This window comes from Blautia hansenii DSM 20583, assembly GCF_002222595.2.
Taxonomy (GTDB): domain Bacteria; phylum Bacillota; class Clostridia; order Lachnospirales; family Lachnospiraceae; genus Blautia; species Blautia hansenii.
The window spans coordinates 153,021-169,176 of record NZ_CP022413.2 but is presented as its reverse complement, the minus strand read 5'-3'; the positions used below and the strand labels follow the sequence as shown (position 1 = coordinate 169,176).

Genomic DNA, 16,156 nt, shown 5'->3' with positions numbered 1-16,156 from the left:
TCTAAAGTTTTTATTCTTTTTCAATTCCTGCTGTTTCAATAATAAATTTTACTTTTCCGTTCATGTCCTGACTTGCTCCGTCAAATGCTGTATAAGCTTTATCAGCATCCTCCACGGCTTTCAAACGGTCTAAAACAGTTTGCAACTCTCCGTTTAAAACATCACTTAATTTCTGAATACCTTCTTTATCAAATTCTGCCATTCCATCTGCCAATTTTACTGAGCCGTCCTGAAGCTGAGTTACACCGGATTTTAGTTCTTTTCCTCCTGATGCAAGCTTAGAAGTTCCGTCTTTTAAGGAAGAAGCTCCTGATGCAAGCTGTGCAATGCCATTACTTAATACACCTGCTCCCTGGCTTAAAGTATTACCGCCTTTTGACAACTCCTGACTTCCGGCTGCAAGCTGCGCCGCTCCTGTATTTAGCTGCTCATTATTCTGATTTAATTCCTGTGAACCGCTTTGAAGCTGCGCTGTTCCTTCTTCCAATCCTGCTGCACCTTGTGTAAGCTGTTCAATACCTGCACTTAACTGTGTTGCACCTTCTGATAACGCATCCAGTCCTCCCTGCATTTTCTGTGAACCTGTTGCAACCTGTGCTGCGCCTGAATTCAAAGCGCTGTTTTGTTTACATAATTCTCCACTGCCTGCTTTTAATGCAGCAACTGCTTCTTTCAAAGTAGATGCCATTGTGGAAAATCCACCCAGAGGTTTTACAGCTTCCCCAAAGGTTGTGACACCTTTTGTCAATTCGTCTGCTCCCGCTGCCGCTGTCTGCGCTCCTGTCTTTAACTGTCCAATCTGCTCCTGTACTGCTCCTAAATCTGTACCTGCAATCTGTTGCTGTACTGCTGCCATCTGTGCCTGAATATTCTTCAACTGCCCCACTGCTTCTGTATTTCCTGTATTTGCAGGAACTTCAATATTTGCAGAAGTCTGAACGCCTACGGAAATATTACCCAGATTTGCTAAAACTGCTTGTTGCTGTTCTTCTGTTAAGCCTGCTGCCGAGAGTGCTGCTGCTACATTGGCACGCTGCTGTGTATTTGCCTGTGCATTGACTGCTGCATTTTCTTTAGCAATGGCTGCTTTTGCCTGTTCTGTGGCTGCGGCAGAACCGGTATCATTTAAACTGCCAATATAATTTTCGATAATTCCGGCTGCACTGCCAGCTCCCTGAGATACACCGCCGGCTACCTGTGCAAGTGCTCCTACGCTGGCTTCCATATTTCCTGCAGCGGCCTCAGCCTGTTTCGCACCTTCCTGTAACTGCCCTGCACCACTTATCAGAGCTTTTGAACCTTCTTCAATTCCCTTAACTGCTTCCGGAAGCTGCTCTGTCTGTCCAAGTGCTCCCTGTAACTGACCGTTTAACAACCCCAGTCCTTTATCTAATTTATCTACGCCTGCTGTATACGCAGCAACACCATCTTTTAATGTCTGTGCACCATCTTTCAAATCTTTACTTCCTGTACTTAAATTTCCAATTCCCTGAACCAGTGCTTCTTTCTTCTCATTCAGAGTATCAATGCCACCTTTTAAAGTAGATGCTCCTTCTGCTGTTTTAGCAATACCTTCTCCTAATTTCGCAGAACCTGCTGTATAAGAACCTACACCTGTCTGTAACTGAGATGCGCCATTTTCCAGAGCTTCCATACCCTGTGTCAGACGAGAAATTCCGCTTAATAACTCACCTTTACTGCTGTTCATCTTATCAATACCGTTTTTTAACTGTCCGGCACCGTTATCAGCGCTATTTAATCCATTTACAAAAGTATCTGCAGAAGAATTCAATTTTGAAATACCGTCTTGTAATTCTTTGCTTCCTTTCACTAATGCTGTAGAAGACTCTGTAAGCTTATTCATATTTTCCTTTAATTCATCTGCACTGTCTATTTCACCCAGATTTAATTCATCTAAAAGTCCTGTAGTTGCCACTGTTGCTGTCATAGACAACTCAAAATCTTTTACATCTGCTGTGATTTCCACAAAATCCGGAATTTCCAAATCTTTTAATTCCTCTGTTTCAGAAAGCTGCAAACTGTCAGAAAGTCCCGGAAAACCAAACCCCACAGCAATATTATTGTTACCGTCTGATAACACCTTACCATTTTCAATTTCTATGTTGGTAAACACATCTGTTGGTAAAATCATAGCTGTCATCATCATAAAAGGTGTATAAATTTCTTCTTTATTGCCGTTTACTTCTGCTGTTTCCTGTTGTTTATTTTCATAATCAATACGAATTTTCACTTTTCCACTTTTCCCAGCCAGATCAGAAGGTTGAATTTCCTTTCCATCTAAATAATAAGTAAGATTTACACCTACAGGAAGTTCCTTTGTTGTTTCTCCTTGATAATAAATATCTTTTCCATTAGCATCCCATGTAAGACTGCTGTCGCTTCCCTGTTTAAATCCTTCATCACCTTTTACATTTTGAATATTATTTAATTCACTTTTATCTGTAAGCTGTGTATCGCCATCTATATTTTTTAACCAGTTACTTACAATCACATTTTCAGATTTTCCATTTTCATCTGCATTTACATATACGGTCTGCTCTTTCTCCGGAACTGCTGCCAATACAGAAGTTGTAGGGAGCATTACGGACATCATGACTGCCATACCTGTCAACATAGCCTGAACATTTTTTTTCTTCATATTAAAAAACCTCCTATTTCTGTTTTCTTAATCTAAAATTTTTACTTGTTTTACATATAACTCCATCAAAAATCCAGTACATTGCCGGTAAGAACAAGAGAACAGACGCCATACTGATTAACGCACCCCTTGCCATAAGCAGGCACAAGGAACTAATCATATCAATCTTAGAATAAAGTCCAACTCCAAAAGTAGCTGCGAAGAAACTGAATGCAGATACCATAACCGGTCTGATACTGCTTCCCAGTGCAATACTAATGGATGTTTTTTTATCATGCCCGAAACATCGTTCCTGCTCATATCTGCTGGTCATCAAAATAGCATAATCAACCGTTGCTCCTAACTGAATTGTCCCAATTACAATCGATGCTATAAAAGGTAACTCTGTTCCTGTCAGATACGGAATACCCATGTTAATAAAAATTGCACCTTCAATTACCAAAACCAAAATAATCGGCAGTGAAATAGATTTAAATACAAACAAAATAATCAAAAATACTGCCAAAATTGAAACTGCACTTACAACCTTAAAGTCATGGTCTGTAATCTCAATTAAATCCTTAGTACATGGTGCTTCACCTACCAGCATTCCTGCCGGATCATACTTTTTCAGAATTTTATTTAATTCATCAATCTGCTTATTTACTTCATCTGATGCTGTCTGATACTGATTTGTAATTAACATCAATTCGTAATTATCACTTTTCAAAATTTCTTTTATATCATCAGGAATCATACTTTCCGGGAAAGACGGACCAATAATTGTTTCCAGTCCTAATACTTCTTTTACACCTTTAACCTTTTTCATTTCATCAATCATTTTATAGGTGTCTTTTTCTGAAATTTTATTATCCAGCAAAATCATGTGGGCTGCGCCCATATTATAATCTTTCTGAAGCTTTTCATTTGCCTGGATAGACTCTAATTCCTTTGGCAAACTGGAATCCAGATTATAATAAACTTTTGTATTTGCCTGAAAATATGCAAATGGAATAAACAACGCTACACATAAAAATGCAAGAGCTTTATGATGTTTCACCAGAAATTCCGGCACTTTTGGAAAATCCGGTATTAGCTGGCGATGTTTTGTCTTTTCCAATGCTCTATCAAAAATCATAATCATGGAAGGCAATACTGTTACACAACAGATTACTCCGAAGATAACACCTTTTGCCATAACAACTCCTAAATCCATACCCAATGTAAAGCTCATGAAACAAAGAGCAATAAATCCGGCAATTGTAGTAATAGAACTTCCTACAACAGATTTAATGGTAGCTGCAATGGCCTGCGCCATGGCTTCTTTATGATTATCACCAAATCGTGCTCTCTGTTCCTGATAGCTATGCCACAGGAAAATGGAATAATCCATAGTAACACCCAGCTGAAGTACTGCACTCAAAGCTTTTGTAATATAAGAAATCTCTCCTTGGAATACATTCGTTCCCATATTATAGGCTATGGCAATTCCGATACTCGCCAGAAATAAAAACGGGATTAAATAAGATTCCATGGTAAGTGCCAGAACAATACAGGACAATACAACAGCGATCAATACGTAAACCGCAACCTCTGACTCTGCCAGATTTTTTGTATCTGTAACAATTGCTGACATACCACTGACAAAGCATTGTTTTCCTGCCAACTTACGAATATCTCCGATTGCATCCATTGTTTCATCTGCAGATGTTGTTGTATCAAAAATAATAAACATCATCGTTGAGTCATCTGCAAACAAAACTTTTTTAATTTTTTCCGGTAACATCTCTGCCGGAATACTGATGTCTGACAAGCTGTCATACCAGACTACTTTGGCAACATGGTCTACTTTTTCAATTTTTTTCTTTAAAGCAGCCACATCTTTGTTTTCCATGCCTTCACAGACAAACATGGAATACGCTCCTGTACCAAATTCATCTACCAGAATATCCTGCCCTTTCATAGTTTCAATATCATCCGGTAAATAATACAGTACATCATAGTTTACTCTCGTATTCAAATACCCAATTGCTGATGGAATTAACAGCAAAAGACTTAAAATAAAAATTGGAATACGAAACTTAACAATTTTTCTTCCCAACTTTAGCATGATCTTTCCTCCCTTTATGACTATTGGTCATTTATTGTTATACTCCAAAACTGACTAATAGTCAATATATGTTTTATATAATTTATGACTAAAAGTCATTTTTATTTTTATGCAAAATGCGGAAAATTTATTACAGCTGTTTTTTCATTTGACTTTTTGGCCGTTTCATTTCTATAATTGAGCAAGAACTTTAAGTTTTTTGGAAAAAGAGGGTTGGAGAAATGAGTAAAATTGATAACAACAAGCAACAAAAAAGGGACTCCCTTTTAGAGTCCGCTTTCTCTTTATTTATTAACAATGGTTTTAACAAAACTTCTATCTCGGATATCGTAAATCAGGCAGGTGTGGCAAAAGGTACTTTTTACCTTTATTTTAAGGATAAATACGATATCCGCAATCATTTAATTAGCCATAAGGCCAGTCAGGTATTTCAAATTGCCTATAATGACCTTCTGAAACATGAAAGTATTACAGACTTTGAAGAACAAGTGCTTTTTATCATTGACAATATTTTGAACCAGTTAGCAGCAAACCATAACCTTGTAAAATTATTATCAAAACATTTAAGCTGGGGATTTTTCAAAAATTCTCTATTCTTTGCTCCCGGCAAAGATATACCGCCTATTTATACTATTTATGAGGATTTACTGGCAAAGTCCACCTATACCTACCGCACACCAGAGGTTATGATGTACATGATTTTAGAATTGGTAAGCGGTACCAGTTACAATACGATTCTTTTTAATCAACCGATATCTTTGGAAGAAATAAAAAATCCCCTTTATGAGTCCATAAAAGGGATTTTCAAACAATTCAGAGTTTAACGTTTCTTAAAAGCATACAACACACTGGTAAGTGCCACTGCTGCGATTGCAATCACAACCCAGCCAAGACCCATAGAATACAGCGGCAGTGCATGACACCAGTCACTTAAAAATCCCAGCGGAACCTTTAAGTCATCTAATACATAAATTACACTAATACATCCTACTGCTGTAATTGTACATGGATAAATATACGGATTATTTTTAATCCATCTCTCACAAATTCCCAAAACAATTAACATAATAGAAATTGGATAAATTGCATTCAATACCGGAATAGATAATCCTAAAATTGTATTCAGTCCCTGATTACATACAAGGAATGAAAAACCGGAAATTAAAAATACCCACTGTGTATAAGAAATCTTCTTTGTAAGTGTGGAAAAATACTGGGAAATAGAAGTAATCAGTCCCACACAGGTTGTCAGACATGCCAGCGTAAAAATCGCTGCCAGAAGCACTGCTCCCGGACCTCCAAACAACTGTTTTACAATGCAACGAAGAGTCCAAGCACCATTTTCCTGAATAGGAAATACGTTAGAGCTTCCCATTCCCATATAAGAAAGCATTAAATATACCAGTGACAAAATCGTTCCGGCAAAAATACCGGCACGAACGGTATAACTCATAACACTCTTTTTACTCTCAATTCCAAGACTTGTAATCGTTGTCGCAATCACCAATCCAAAGTTTAATGCGGCAATCGTATCCATGGTCTGATAACCTTCTAAAAAGCCCTTTGCCAGAGGATTTCCGGCATAAGCTTCCTGTGCTGTTGCTATATTCACTTCTCCTCGAAATACATAATTTATAAATACAAATACTAAAAGTAACAATAATGTAGGTGTCAAAAACTTTCCAATACGTTCCACTAATTTATTCGGTGTCATAGCCAGCCATGCTGCCAAAACAAAAAATACCAATGAAAAAATCACCATGCAAATAGTAACCGATGCTTCTTTTGGAAGATAAGGAGCTACTGCCATCTCAAAAGGTACAGAAGCTGCACGAGGAATTCCCAACCCCGGTCCTATGGACAAATAAATTAAAATAGTAAAAATCATAGAAAAACGAGTTCCTACTTTCTGAGAAAGTTTATCCAGTCCATCAAAACGTGCAACAACAATAACCCCTAATACTGGCAATGCTACTGCTGTAATCAAAAATCCTAAAATAGCAAGTGGCATCTTCTCTCCTGCATTCTGTCCTAAAAAAGGTGGAAAAATCAGATTTCCTGCACCAAAGAACAGAGAAAACAACATAAAACTTACCAGTAACATCTTTTTCTTTCCTAGTTTCATTACAAATCCTCCTTAGTATTTAAGAGTAAATACATCTCTTATGTGAGCTTTTTTTATTCCATAGGCCACAGCTTCCTATAGAATAAAAAAGAGTTGCCCTATCAAAAGGACAACTCTCGTCGTGGTACCACCTTAATTCCCCACAAATACGTGGGCTCATTCACACATCAATTTAATGTGTATCACCTATAACGTGGCTCTACTCCGGCGTACCTACTTATTTCAGCTTACTTCTCCGGGATGATTTCACCTTTTGGTTTCCTTGACAGCTTCCACCAACCGCTGCCTCTCTGTAAATTCCACCAAGGGCTACTTATTCCCATCAACGAATTTTACTCTTTTTCTTAAAATCTATAATAAGCATTTCTTTTACATTCGTCAAGTGTTTTAATGAAATACTTATATTATATTGTATTGTTTTTATTTGCCCGTAAACCTCAATTTATGAGATTTACGGGTATTTTGATTTAATTTTTGAATTAGATATGATTTAGATATTACATTTTAGAAATGAAATCATCCAGTGACTCTGCCTGTAACGCTGTTTCCATCCACTTTCTGATTACTTCTATATCCTGCTGTTGATGCAGGGTTTTCAGAAGATTTTCCGACAATTCTCCAAATCTGTTTAATGCCATCTGGAGCATTTCTTGTGCTCCTTCTAATTCTCCGGCTTTTCTGCCTTCCTTACGACCTTCTTTTCTCCCTTCTCTGCGTTCATCTTGCATCAATAATTCCAAAAGCATAAATCTCTCCTCCATTTCTCTGCTCCCCTTGATATGGGTGACTGATTTCTGCACTTGTCTTACATAATCATCCTGAAAGTCCGTCTGACTTTCTTTTAAGTCTGCATGCACAAATCTCAGAAAAGAAACCAGCTCCTTTGGCACATCTTGTTCATCTTCTCCACAGGTATTTAGGAACATGATACAGCGTCCGTCTTTTAACGATACCTTTTTAGTTTCCTCACAAGCTGTGCGAAAAGTATATCGGTATTTCCTTTCACCAAAAGGATCAAAGTCACATAAGAAAATCACATAGCTGTCGGGAAGCTCTGCATATTCACACCCTTTTGCCAAAAGCTCCATATCCATCTGGCTTTGATAATAACGACTTCTGCGCCCCAAAGCAGACTGCTTTAGCACCTGCATTTCTATATTATAGCGGGTATTATTTTCATCTTTCGCATAGACGTCTAACCGCACACCTTTATACTCCGGATGATAGACAATATTTTTCTCTGTATTGATTTCTACACGGTCAATTTTCATAGAAAGCGCACGTTCCAAAAAACCTTTGCAGTTTTCTTCGTCCGACATCACTGCTGCAAACATAAAGTTATTTTTGATTGTAAGATTTTTTAATAATGTATTCATGTTCTTCCTCCACTTTACAGAGGAATTCTATAACATCCATTATAACAGACGGCGAAGAATTTTATCAATAACTCAAATTATAAAATTATTTTTCCATCCTCAATATGCACGATTACATCTGCCTGTCTTGCAATTTCCAAATCATGTGTCACTACAATTAAAGTCTGTCCAAACTGCTCCGAACACTGCTGCAATAAATCCAGCGTATCTTCCCCTGTCTTTTTATCCAAATTTCCCGTAGGTTCATCTGCAAAAATAATCTGCGGTCTCGCCAACAGACAGCGGGCAATGGCTGCTCTTTGTTGTTCTCCACCGGAAAGCTCACATGGATATTTCTTCAATTTATCCTCAAGTCTTAAAAGTCCTGTCACTTCCTCCAAAAATTGCTTATCTACTTTTCTCTGGTCTAACTTCAAAGGCATACAGATATTATTTAATACATTAAATTCGTCCAATAAGTTAAACTGCTGAAACACAAAGCCCATATACCTTCTGCGAAATACCGCCATTTTCTCATCTGAATACTGATAAAGATTTTCTCCGTTTATAAATACTTCACCCTTTGTGGGACGGTCAAGTCCGCTTAATGTGTGCAAAAGTGTAGATTTTCCTGAACCGCTTTTTCCTATAATGGCATAGAACATTCCCTTCTCCACCTCCAGACTTACACCTCGAAGTGCAGGTACATCACCGGAAGATGTCTTATATGTTTTATAAATATTTTTTGCAGATAAAATAGTTCCCATAAAAAATTCCCCCTTTTCCTTATTGTTTTAACTTTTCCATCAATGTTGTTTTTGTCAAAATTCGATTGCACCAATAGAGCAGGATTAAGAAAAAAATCAAAATCGCAACTATGAATAAAATAAATACTTCAAGACTGACTCCGCACATTTCTAAATAATAATAGGTGCTCTGTATTCCCTCTTTCAACGTATAATTATCTCCAAAATTTTCTATAACATATCTTACACTCAGCCATTCTCTGATTACAAAATAGACGCCGTAAAAGAAAAATGCTAAGAATAGAGAACAAACACCTGTAAGTGCTCCCTTTTTCAAAATTTCAATGTACATTTGCTTGTTTGACATACCGATTGCCTGCAAAATTCCATACTTTCTACATTCATATCTGGCTGCAAGTGTAATCAAATTCCATAAAAGTAAGAACAGTGTAAGTCCAATACATCCTCCGCAGACACAGATAAGAAGCAAATTCTGCAAATGTGAAAGAACCTGTGCAGACACTTCTTCTCGATTATTATCCAAGGTTGTACCATAAGCTTTTGCAGTCTGAGCAACCAGATAATCTGTTGAAAGATATTTTGCATTTACAGATGTATAAATCTCTGCACTACTGTCGCCGTATATATCGCCTCCTGTATAATGACTGCTGACTTCTGCATCTTTACTTTCATCAAGCACTTTCTGCATGAAATTAACTGATACTAAAATATTATAATGAGCTCTGTAGCTTCCGATATATCCTTTCCCTGCCCCTTCTCGAAGTTTCCGTTTCACAGGCTGTGCGGCAAGCTTCAAAGAATGTTCCGATGCAAGACTTGGATTTTGAAAATCCTCTGAGTTTCTATCATAAAATCGTAAGTTTATGATATCTCCTTTTTCTAAACCGGTATCTTCATACACCGTACCGTCAAAAGTAATTTTTCCATCATCTTCTGTAACAAAAGTAACTAATGCTGTTTTTCCTTCTTCAAAAGCTTTCTCGTCAAATCCGGAAATGTCTGTATCAAAATAATCCTTCCAGTACTCCTTTTGAATACCAATTACACGAACGCCAATTCCCTGCGGAAAACATATATATTCCATTGTGCCGTCTGCATTCTGCTGTTCCATAAAAATAGGCTGATTTTTGTTCTTATTTTCTTTACAAGCTGATGCTAAAGGCACTTTTTTCATATTGTCAAAGCTCAACTCTCCTACCATTTCCCCATGGGGCAAAACTTTGGTTATTCCCGGCAGTTCTTCCAACACTTTTACTTCTTCTTCACTGATTGTTTTTTCTGCCGCATCTATCCTGTAAGAGCTTTCCTTTTCTGCCCATCTCTTTTCAAAAAACTCCGGTATACTCTCCATCATTACAAATAACATTACTGTGGAAAACATTCCTGCCAGCAAAGTAAGAGAAGCTTTTTTTATACTTCTGTAACGCTTTCCCATCTTTCCGGACATGGTAATTTTTCCCGTTAACGGCTGCTTCATAGCTAGATAAAGCACCAGCAAACAACAGAAAAAGATAGATCCAAGCCATAAAAGTGTTACAACCAAAAATCCGAAAATCGGAATAGAAATTCGGAAATCCGTAAAACTTACATTGATAAATACCTTAAAAATCCCCCACAAGCCTGCGCTTCCAATTATCGTTCCTAAGCAAATGCAGGGTACAACCATACACATTGTTTCATAAAATAAAAGTCCAATCAGTTGCTTTTTTGTGCCTCCGATACTGCGAAACAAGGCAATGGAACGAAGCTGCTCCTGCATCTGCACAAAATAAACGCAAGCAACTGCCAATACCGTAGTAAGCAAAATCAATACCAGATAAAGGTAATAATCTGCTTTCTCTGATAAAGAATTATATGCAAATGTGTTACCCACAATCTTTAAATTTTCATTCTCTTTCTTCCCCAATGTGCTCCGAATACTACCTGTTAAAGTCTCCTGTTCTTCTTCAGAAGTGACAAAGTAATGATAAGCAGGAAATGGCTGTAGTTTCTCCCCATCCTCTTTTACAATAAAGGCGGCAGGAAGACTGATGTTTTCCTCACAGTTCCATAAATGAGAATATTGTTTCAATACACCGCAAAGAGTAAACTCTGCCTCCACCCATGTTTCCACATCCTTCTGGAAATTAACTACGATTTTTTGATTAAGCTCGTAATCGTAACCTAGCGCACTTAACAGACTGGCTTCCATAGCGATTTCTCCTGATTTTTCAGGAAAACGTCCTTCCAAAAGCTCCAGATTTCCCATCTCGATGAGAGCATCATCCGGTGTTCCGATGGTATCTGGACCTCCGATATTACCATAAGATAGCAGTGTTCCAACTTGTTTGGAAAGAGAATTTTCTTTTAAAACTTCTTTTTCCTTCTCAGTACCATTATAAACTGCTGTTTTCCACGAACCATAGGTATCCAGCCTATATTGTGCATTTGTTTCATTCAAACTGTCTGTAATTCCCAGCGTAATTACCGTAAACGCAAAGGAACAAAGAAGAATAGTCCCAAGCAGAAAACTATTCCTCTTTGTTCCTTTTATCCGTTGTACCGCCAGAAAAAACAACTCATTTTTCATATTCCCACGCCCCTCTCTGCTACTTTCTATATAAAGATTATAACAAGAAAAGCTTACAGTTTTCTCTCATTTTCCCTTACGATTTTGTAAGGTTCTGTGCCATAAAGCATTGGAAGACTTACAAGAAAACAAGCGCCCTTCCCCTGAATATTCTTCACGGAAATACTTCCGTGATGGGATTTTATAATATCCTGTGCCATATTAAGCCCTATACCATATCCTGCTTTTCTGGAAGTTCCACGGCAAAAACGCTGGAATAAGATTGGCATTTCTTCCGGTGAAATTCCCTCTCCTTCATCACATATAGAAACCTTAATATCCCCTTCTTTTTCTTCCAAATTCACCCAAACTATTGTGCCCTTTTTGGTATGCTCGGCAGCATTTTTTAAAAGATTTTCAAAAGCCTGCATAAGCCAGAAACCATCTCCAAAATACTTTTTAGGAAGCTCCCCTTTCATCTCAAAGCTTACTTTTCTCTTATGTGCAATCACTTCCAGTCGCTCAATACAAGCGCTTATCAGCTTTTCTAAATCCAGCTCCTCATAATCCATAAGTACCTTACCGGCAGCCAGTTGGCTGGATTTTAAAACCCTTTCAATTTCCTCTGTAAGGCGGGTAACACATTTCTGCCCCTCTTTTAAAGCTGCTTTTTCCTCCTCTGTTTTGGTATGAAAATCAGCCAAATCAAGACGTATCTGTAAAGCTGTGACCGATGTTTTCATCTGATGCGCCATATTTTCGATAAAACTGTTTGTATAGCTTTCCTTTTGCTTTTTCTGATATCTTTCATGAAGAAGCTGTTCCTCCAGCTCACGAACCTGATTGAGTAGATTGAAGCAAACACCTTCCTCCAAAGACTTTTTATTTACCTTTTCAGGATATAAAAGGAAGTGGCTGATATCTGCTTCTGCCTGTCTAATATTATCTTCCATTTTTCTGCTTTTTCTAAAGAAAAAAATGGCAGTAATGGTACTGATACACGCTATAATAAAACAAACTATTGTCAGCATGGTTTCTGATACCTCTTTACCGACACTGCCCAGCGATAACCCACCCCACGTATGGTTGTAATGTAGGGTGCTTCCTCAAAAGTCCCCAGTTTATCCCGTAAACGACTGACATTTACATTCAATGTATTTTCCTCCACAAACTGAAAATCATTATCCCACACATGGTAAAGCAAGTCCTTTCTGGTAATGGTATTCGGCCAGCTTTTCAATAACAACACGGCAATCTTCAATTCCACGGAAGTAAGGGGAAGCGCTTCTTTTCCTTTTATCATCTGGTGTGTAAAATGATTATAATACAACTCTCCGCTTTGATAATATTCCCCCTTATTTAAGGAAGAACGGCGAAGAATTGCCTGAATACGCACCAGCAATTCCTGCATACGGAAAGGCTTTGTAACATAGTCATCTCCCCCAACCTGAAATCCCCGTATAAGCTCTAATTCGCTGCTGCAGCCTGTGAGAAAAAGAATAGGAACATCCGAAAACTCTCTGATTTTTTTACATAAATCATATCCACTATCCTCACCGAGACAAACGTCCAAAATTACAAGAGCAATATTTTCTCTGTTTAAAATCTCTATGGTATCTGCACTGTTATCTGATACAGACACTTGATAACCATAGCTTTTCAAAATATCTGACAAACCGTTTGCAACATTTTCATCGTCTTCTGTAATCAAAATATGAAACTTCATTTTAGACCTCTGTAAATCAAAATTCTTGTAAGCATTATATCAAAAAAGCTTTGCGTTTTTCAACCTGCGCTTCGGTAAATATAACATTAAAAATACTGCTAAAAATGCTGCTGCGCTAATCCAAAACGCCTCAAATCCTCCTATTCCGAAAATTTTCATTCCTTCTATTTGCTGCTGTAAAACTTGAGAAAAGCTGCGCATTTCCTGAAATTCTTGCTGCAAATACCTCTGCTGTTTCCACACATTCCCCAAAATCCAGACTCCATATACACCCCAACCGCAAAGAACAGAAAAAACTGCTGTTTTCAAAGAATTTCTTCTTAGTCTATTTTGAAGCTGTCTTTTTGACATTCCCAGTGCTTTTAAAACTCCTATTTTACGTTTCTGATTTTCATAATCAAAAGCCAGAATATTACAAACTGTAAGAAGTAAAATCAATATAATGCACACTCCTCCAAAAAACAGCAAGAAAAATTCACGTTCTGCTTCCTGTACAGACGCCGTTATCATTTCACGCTCATTGCGTAAATTCATTTCATACTGCTCACATAAATCTGCCACAATAAAATCCGTAGATAAATATCCTGCACTTTCTGATGTATAAATATCTAAAGAATTATAACCTAATTCCGTACCGGTTTTATTAAATCCCAGCTCGTAACCCTCTTTTGCATTTTCCAAGGTTTCCTTTAGGCTCTCATAAGAACATAACACCATATACGGTTTTCCTGTAAATAACAACGGATCATAAGCTGACTTCTCCCTATTTACTTTTATAACAGCTCCTACTTTTGCTGTCATATTTCCGACTATTGATACATCACTCGCCTTTCTTTCTATTCTTTCCCCTACTGGAAAACCATAAAAATTCAGCTCAATCTCATCACCTGCTTTTATTCCTGCTTCTGTATAAGACTTCCCTCCATACACAAGATTACCATCTACATCTGTGGAAAATATAATAATAACTTGTTTCCCTTGACGAAAAGCTTCTTTGTTTACTTGTTCTGCGTGCGGTAAAGTTTCCATTCGTTCCTCTGGTATCCCATAGATAGATACCCCTAATCCGTTTGGATAATCAATAATTTTTTTATTTCCTGCGCCATCTATCATATTTAGTAATACCGGCTGTGTATCTTCAGAATTTTCTCTGACTGCCTGAAAAAAATCATTTTCTTCCATAGCCTCAAAACGCAATTCGCAATTCTCAGCCAACCGTGCATCTATCTTACTGACTCCCGGTATTGTTTTTATATTAGAAAGTTCTTCCTTTGGAATACAGGCAAATGGATTTTCCAGTGCATTGATACTATAAGAACGTGACTTTTCGTTTATTTCCCTTTTATAAAATATTGGAAAAGTTTCCATACAAACAAAAATCACAATACCTGCCATAGCCACCGATAATCCTGCCAATAACACACCTTTCATCCTGTTTACCTTCTGCTTTTTTACCTGCTGAATTTCAAATCTTCCTGTAAGAGGCTGTTTTAATGCCATTTGTAATACCAAAATCCTCATACCTGCAAGAGCGATAATCCACAAAGTAAAAAATAACACAAGAGAAACAACCGGTATATCTAAAACAAAGACTGCGTCTTTCTGTCTCAGTAAAACTCTTACCAAACACCATGTCCCCAATGCCCCTGTAATGCTCCCCAATATTGCTGCCGGAAAGCCAAGCAGAGCTGTCTCGAAAAAAATCAAAATTCGTAATTGCTTCTTTGTAATTCCAATGCTTCGAAAGAGAGCAATCTGATATACTTGCCTGCGCACCTGCAACATATAAAGACACACAATCGCAACAAGTGACACTATAAAAATTGCCCAATGAAACAGTTGCTTTTTCTCCATCTGCTGTACATCAGGGTATGCGTATGTGTTTATAAGAACTTCCTGTTGAATTTCTGCGTCTTCCTGTTTCAATCCCTCATTAATCTCACAAATTTTAGAAGTATCATGGTTTTTCATAGTGAAAAAGCAGTTCTTTTCAGGCGGTAATGGCACCATTTCCTCCTGCTTGGTTTTTGCCTCCAAAAGAAGCTCCTGTGCACCCTTTTCTGTGAGAATTGCACTGTTTAATGTCGCTTTTCTCCCTGCTTCCCAAAGGTTTGTGTATTCTTTTAAAACGCCACAAAGAGTGTAAGTTTTGGTCACTTGAATAGAAGGAAAAGCATCTTCTTCCTGCTTCTGTTCATCTAAATATTGAGCAGGTACAGAAACTGTCAAATCTATCTTTTGTCCCAGATCATAATCATAGCCCAGCGCACTAAGAACATCTGCTTCTACTGCAACTTCATCACCGGATTTCGGAAGTCTTCCGCTATTTAACCCTAGTCTTCCCATCTTCCAAAGGTGTTCATCCACTGTACCTATCCCACTGTTTCCCGCAATTTTTCCATAGCATTGCGCCATTCCTCTTTCTTGAATAAAAGGTATCTGCCCTAAAAAATTCAGCTCCCTCTCGTTTACATTTAAAACTGCACCTTCCCATATACCATAAGTATCATATCTACATTCTTCATTTGTTTTATCCACACTTTCTGTAAGAGAAAGAGAAATCATGGCACAGGTAAAGCTCAGAAATAATACAAAGAAAATCAAAAAACTGCTTCTTTTTCTCCCCCTTATTTCATCAATAGCCATGGAAAATAAATAGTCATTTTTCAAAAAAACACCCCCTCTATTGAATATTGAAGCTTTTATATTTCTTTCAATTATACCGCTTATAGCTTACAACTGCATTTCAATATTCTTACAATAATGTAATAATAGAATTCCTCTGCTTTTCTTGAAATTTTGCCTGAAATGGCGTTGAAATGTTTTATCTTCCCGTAAACCTCAATTTAAAAGATTTACGGGTATTTTTGACTTAATTTTTACATGA

At 37.5% G+C, this 16,156-nt stretch carries 10 protein-coding genes and 1 other annotated feature; of the genes, 1 reads left to right on the top strand and 9 read right to left on the bottom strand.

Annotation, left to right across the window (positions count from 1 at the left end):
* Positions 1-10: 10 nt before the first annotated feature.
* Together CGC63_RS00810 and CGC63_RS00805 are read right to left on the bottom strand one after the other, a co-directional pair.
* Positions 11-2,659, bottom strand: a complete 2,649-nt coding sequence (locus CGC63_RS00810) for a YhgE/Pip domain-containing protein (protein WP_004223944.1) — start codon at positions 2,657-2,659, stop codon at positions 11-13.
* Between the two features lie 13 nt (positions 2,660-2,672).
* On the bottom strand, positions 2,673-4,748 hold the full coding sequence (locus tag CGC63_RS00805; RefSeq protein ID WP_004223946.1) for an efflux RND transporter permease subunit: 2,076 nt from the start codon (positions 4,746-4,748) through the stop codon (positions 2,673-2,675).
* Positions 4,749-4,969: 221 nt separating this feature from the next.
* Here CGC63_RS00805 and CGC63_RS00800 point away from each other — a divergent pair, with 221 nt between their 5' ends.
* Entirely contained in the window at positions 4,970-5,572 is a 603-nt protein-coding gene (locus CGC63_RS00800; RefSeq protein WP_004223948.1) for a TetR/AcrR family transcriptional regulator, read from the top strand.
* Here the strand turns inward: CGC63_RS00800 and brnQ are convergent.
* The 7 genes from brnQ to CGC63_RS00765 form a co-directional block, all read right to left on the bottom strand.
* Positions 5,569-6,873: a branched-chain amino acid transport system II carrier protein gene (gene brnQ / locus CGC63_RS00795; RefSeq protein ID WP_004223949.1), complete on the bottom strand. Its 1,305-nt coding sequence runs from the start codon at positions 6,871-6,873 to the stop codon at positions 5,569-5,571. The genes CGC63_RS00800 and brnQ overlap by 4 nt on opposite strands.
* Before the next feature lie 102 nt (positions 6,874-6,975).
* Positions 6,976-7,208: a binding site (T-box leader), on the bottom strand.
* 162 nt (positions 7,209-7,370) lie between these two features.
* Positions 7,371-8,249, bottom strand: a complete 879-nt coding sequence (locus tag CGC63_RS00790; protein WP_004223952.1) for an Rpn family recombination-promoting nuclease/putative transposase — start codon at positions 8,247-8,249, stop codon at positions 7,371-7,373.
* A 77-nt stretch (positions 8,250-8,326) separates the two neighbouring features.
* Entirely contained in the window at positions 8,327-8,995 is a 669-nt protein-coding gene (locus CGC63_RS00785) for an ABC transporter ATP-binding protein (RefSeq protein WP_004223955.1), read from the bottom strand.
* Between the two features lie 19 nt (positions 8,996-9,014).
* Positions 9,015-11,564 carry an ABC transporter permease gene (locus CGC63_RS00780; RefSeq protein ID WP_004223959.1) on the bottom strand — a complete coding sequence of 850 codons (2,550 nt, stop codon included), beginning with the start codon at positions 11,562-11,564 and terminating at the stop codon, positions 9,015-9,017.
* Positions 11,565-11,617: 53 nt separating this feature from the next.
* A complete protein-coding gene (locus CGC63_RS00775) occupies positions 11,618-12,496 on the bottom strand; it encodes a sensor histidine kinase (RefSeq protein ID WP_242970502.1) in 879 nt (292 codons plus the stop codon).
* Positions 12,497-12,567: 71 nt separating this feature from the next.
* On the bottom strand, positions 12,568-13,269 hold the full coding sequence (locus tag CGC63_RS00770) for a response regulator transcription factor (RefSeq protein WP_004223963.1): 702 nt from the start codon (positions 13,267-13,269) through the stop codon (positions 12,568-12,570).
* Between the two features lie 39 nt (positions 13,270-13,308).
* A complete protein-coding gene (locus CGC63_RS00765; protein WP_154965432.1) occupies positions 13,309-15,939 on the bottom strand; it encodes an FtsX-like permease family protein in 2,631 nt (876 codons plus the stop codon).
* Positions 15,940-16,156: the final 217 nt, after the last annotated feature.

Bases quoted from the DNA above. Each gene is read 5' to 3' on its own strand.
- CGC63_RS00785 (WP_004223955.1), bottom strand. From the start codon at position 8,995: ATGGGAACTATTTTATCTGCAAAAAATATTTATAAAACATATAAGACA.
- CGC63_RS00770 (WP_004223963.1), bottom strand. From the start codon at position 13,269: ATGAAGTTTCATATTTTGATTACAGAAGACGATGAAAATGTTGCAAAC.
- CGC63_RS00780 (WP_004223959.1), bottom strand. From the start codon at position 11,564: ATGAAAAATGAGTTGTTTTTTCTGGCGGTACAACGGATAAAAGGAACA.
- CGC63_RS00790 (WP_004223952.1), bottom strand. From the start codon at position 8,249: ATGAATACATTATTAAAAAATCTTACAATCAAAAATAACTTTATGTTT.
- brnQ (WP_004223949.1), bottom strand. From the start codon at position 6,873: ATGAAACTAGGAAAGAAAAAGATGTTACTGGTAAGTTTTATGTTGTTT.
- CGC63_RS00775 (WP_242970502.1), bottom strand. From the start codon at position 12,496: ATGGAAGATAATATTAGACAGGCAGAAGCAGATATCAGCCACTTCCTT.
- CGC63_RS00805 (WP_004223946.1), bottom strand. From the start codon at position 4,748: ATGCTAAAGTTGGGAAGAAAAATTGTTAAGTTTCGTATTCCAATTTTT.
- CGC63_RS00800 (WP_004223948.1), top strand. From the start codon at position 4,970: ATGAGTAAAATTGATAACAACAAGCAACAAAAAAGGGACTCCCTTTTA.
- CGC63_RS00810 (WP_004223944.1), bottom strand. From the start codon at position 2,659: ATGAAGAAAAAAAATGTTCAGGCTATGTTGACAGGTATGGCAGTCATG.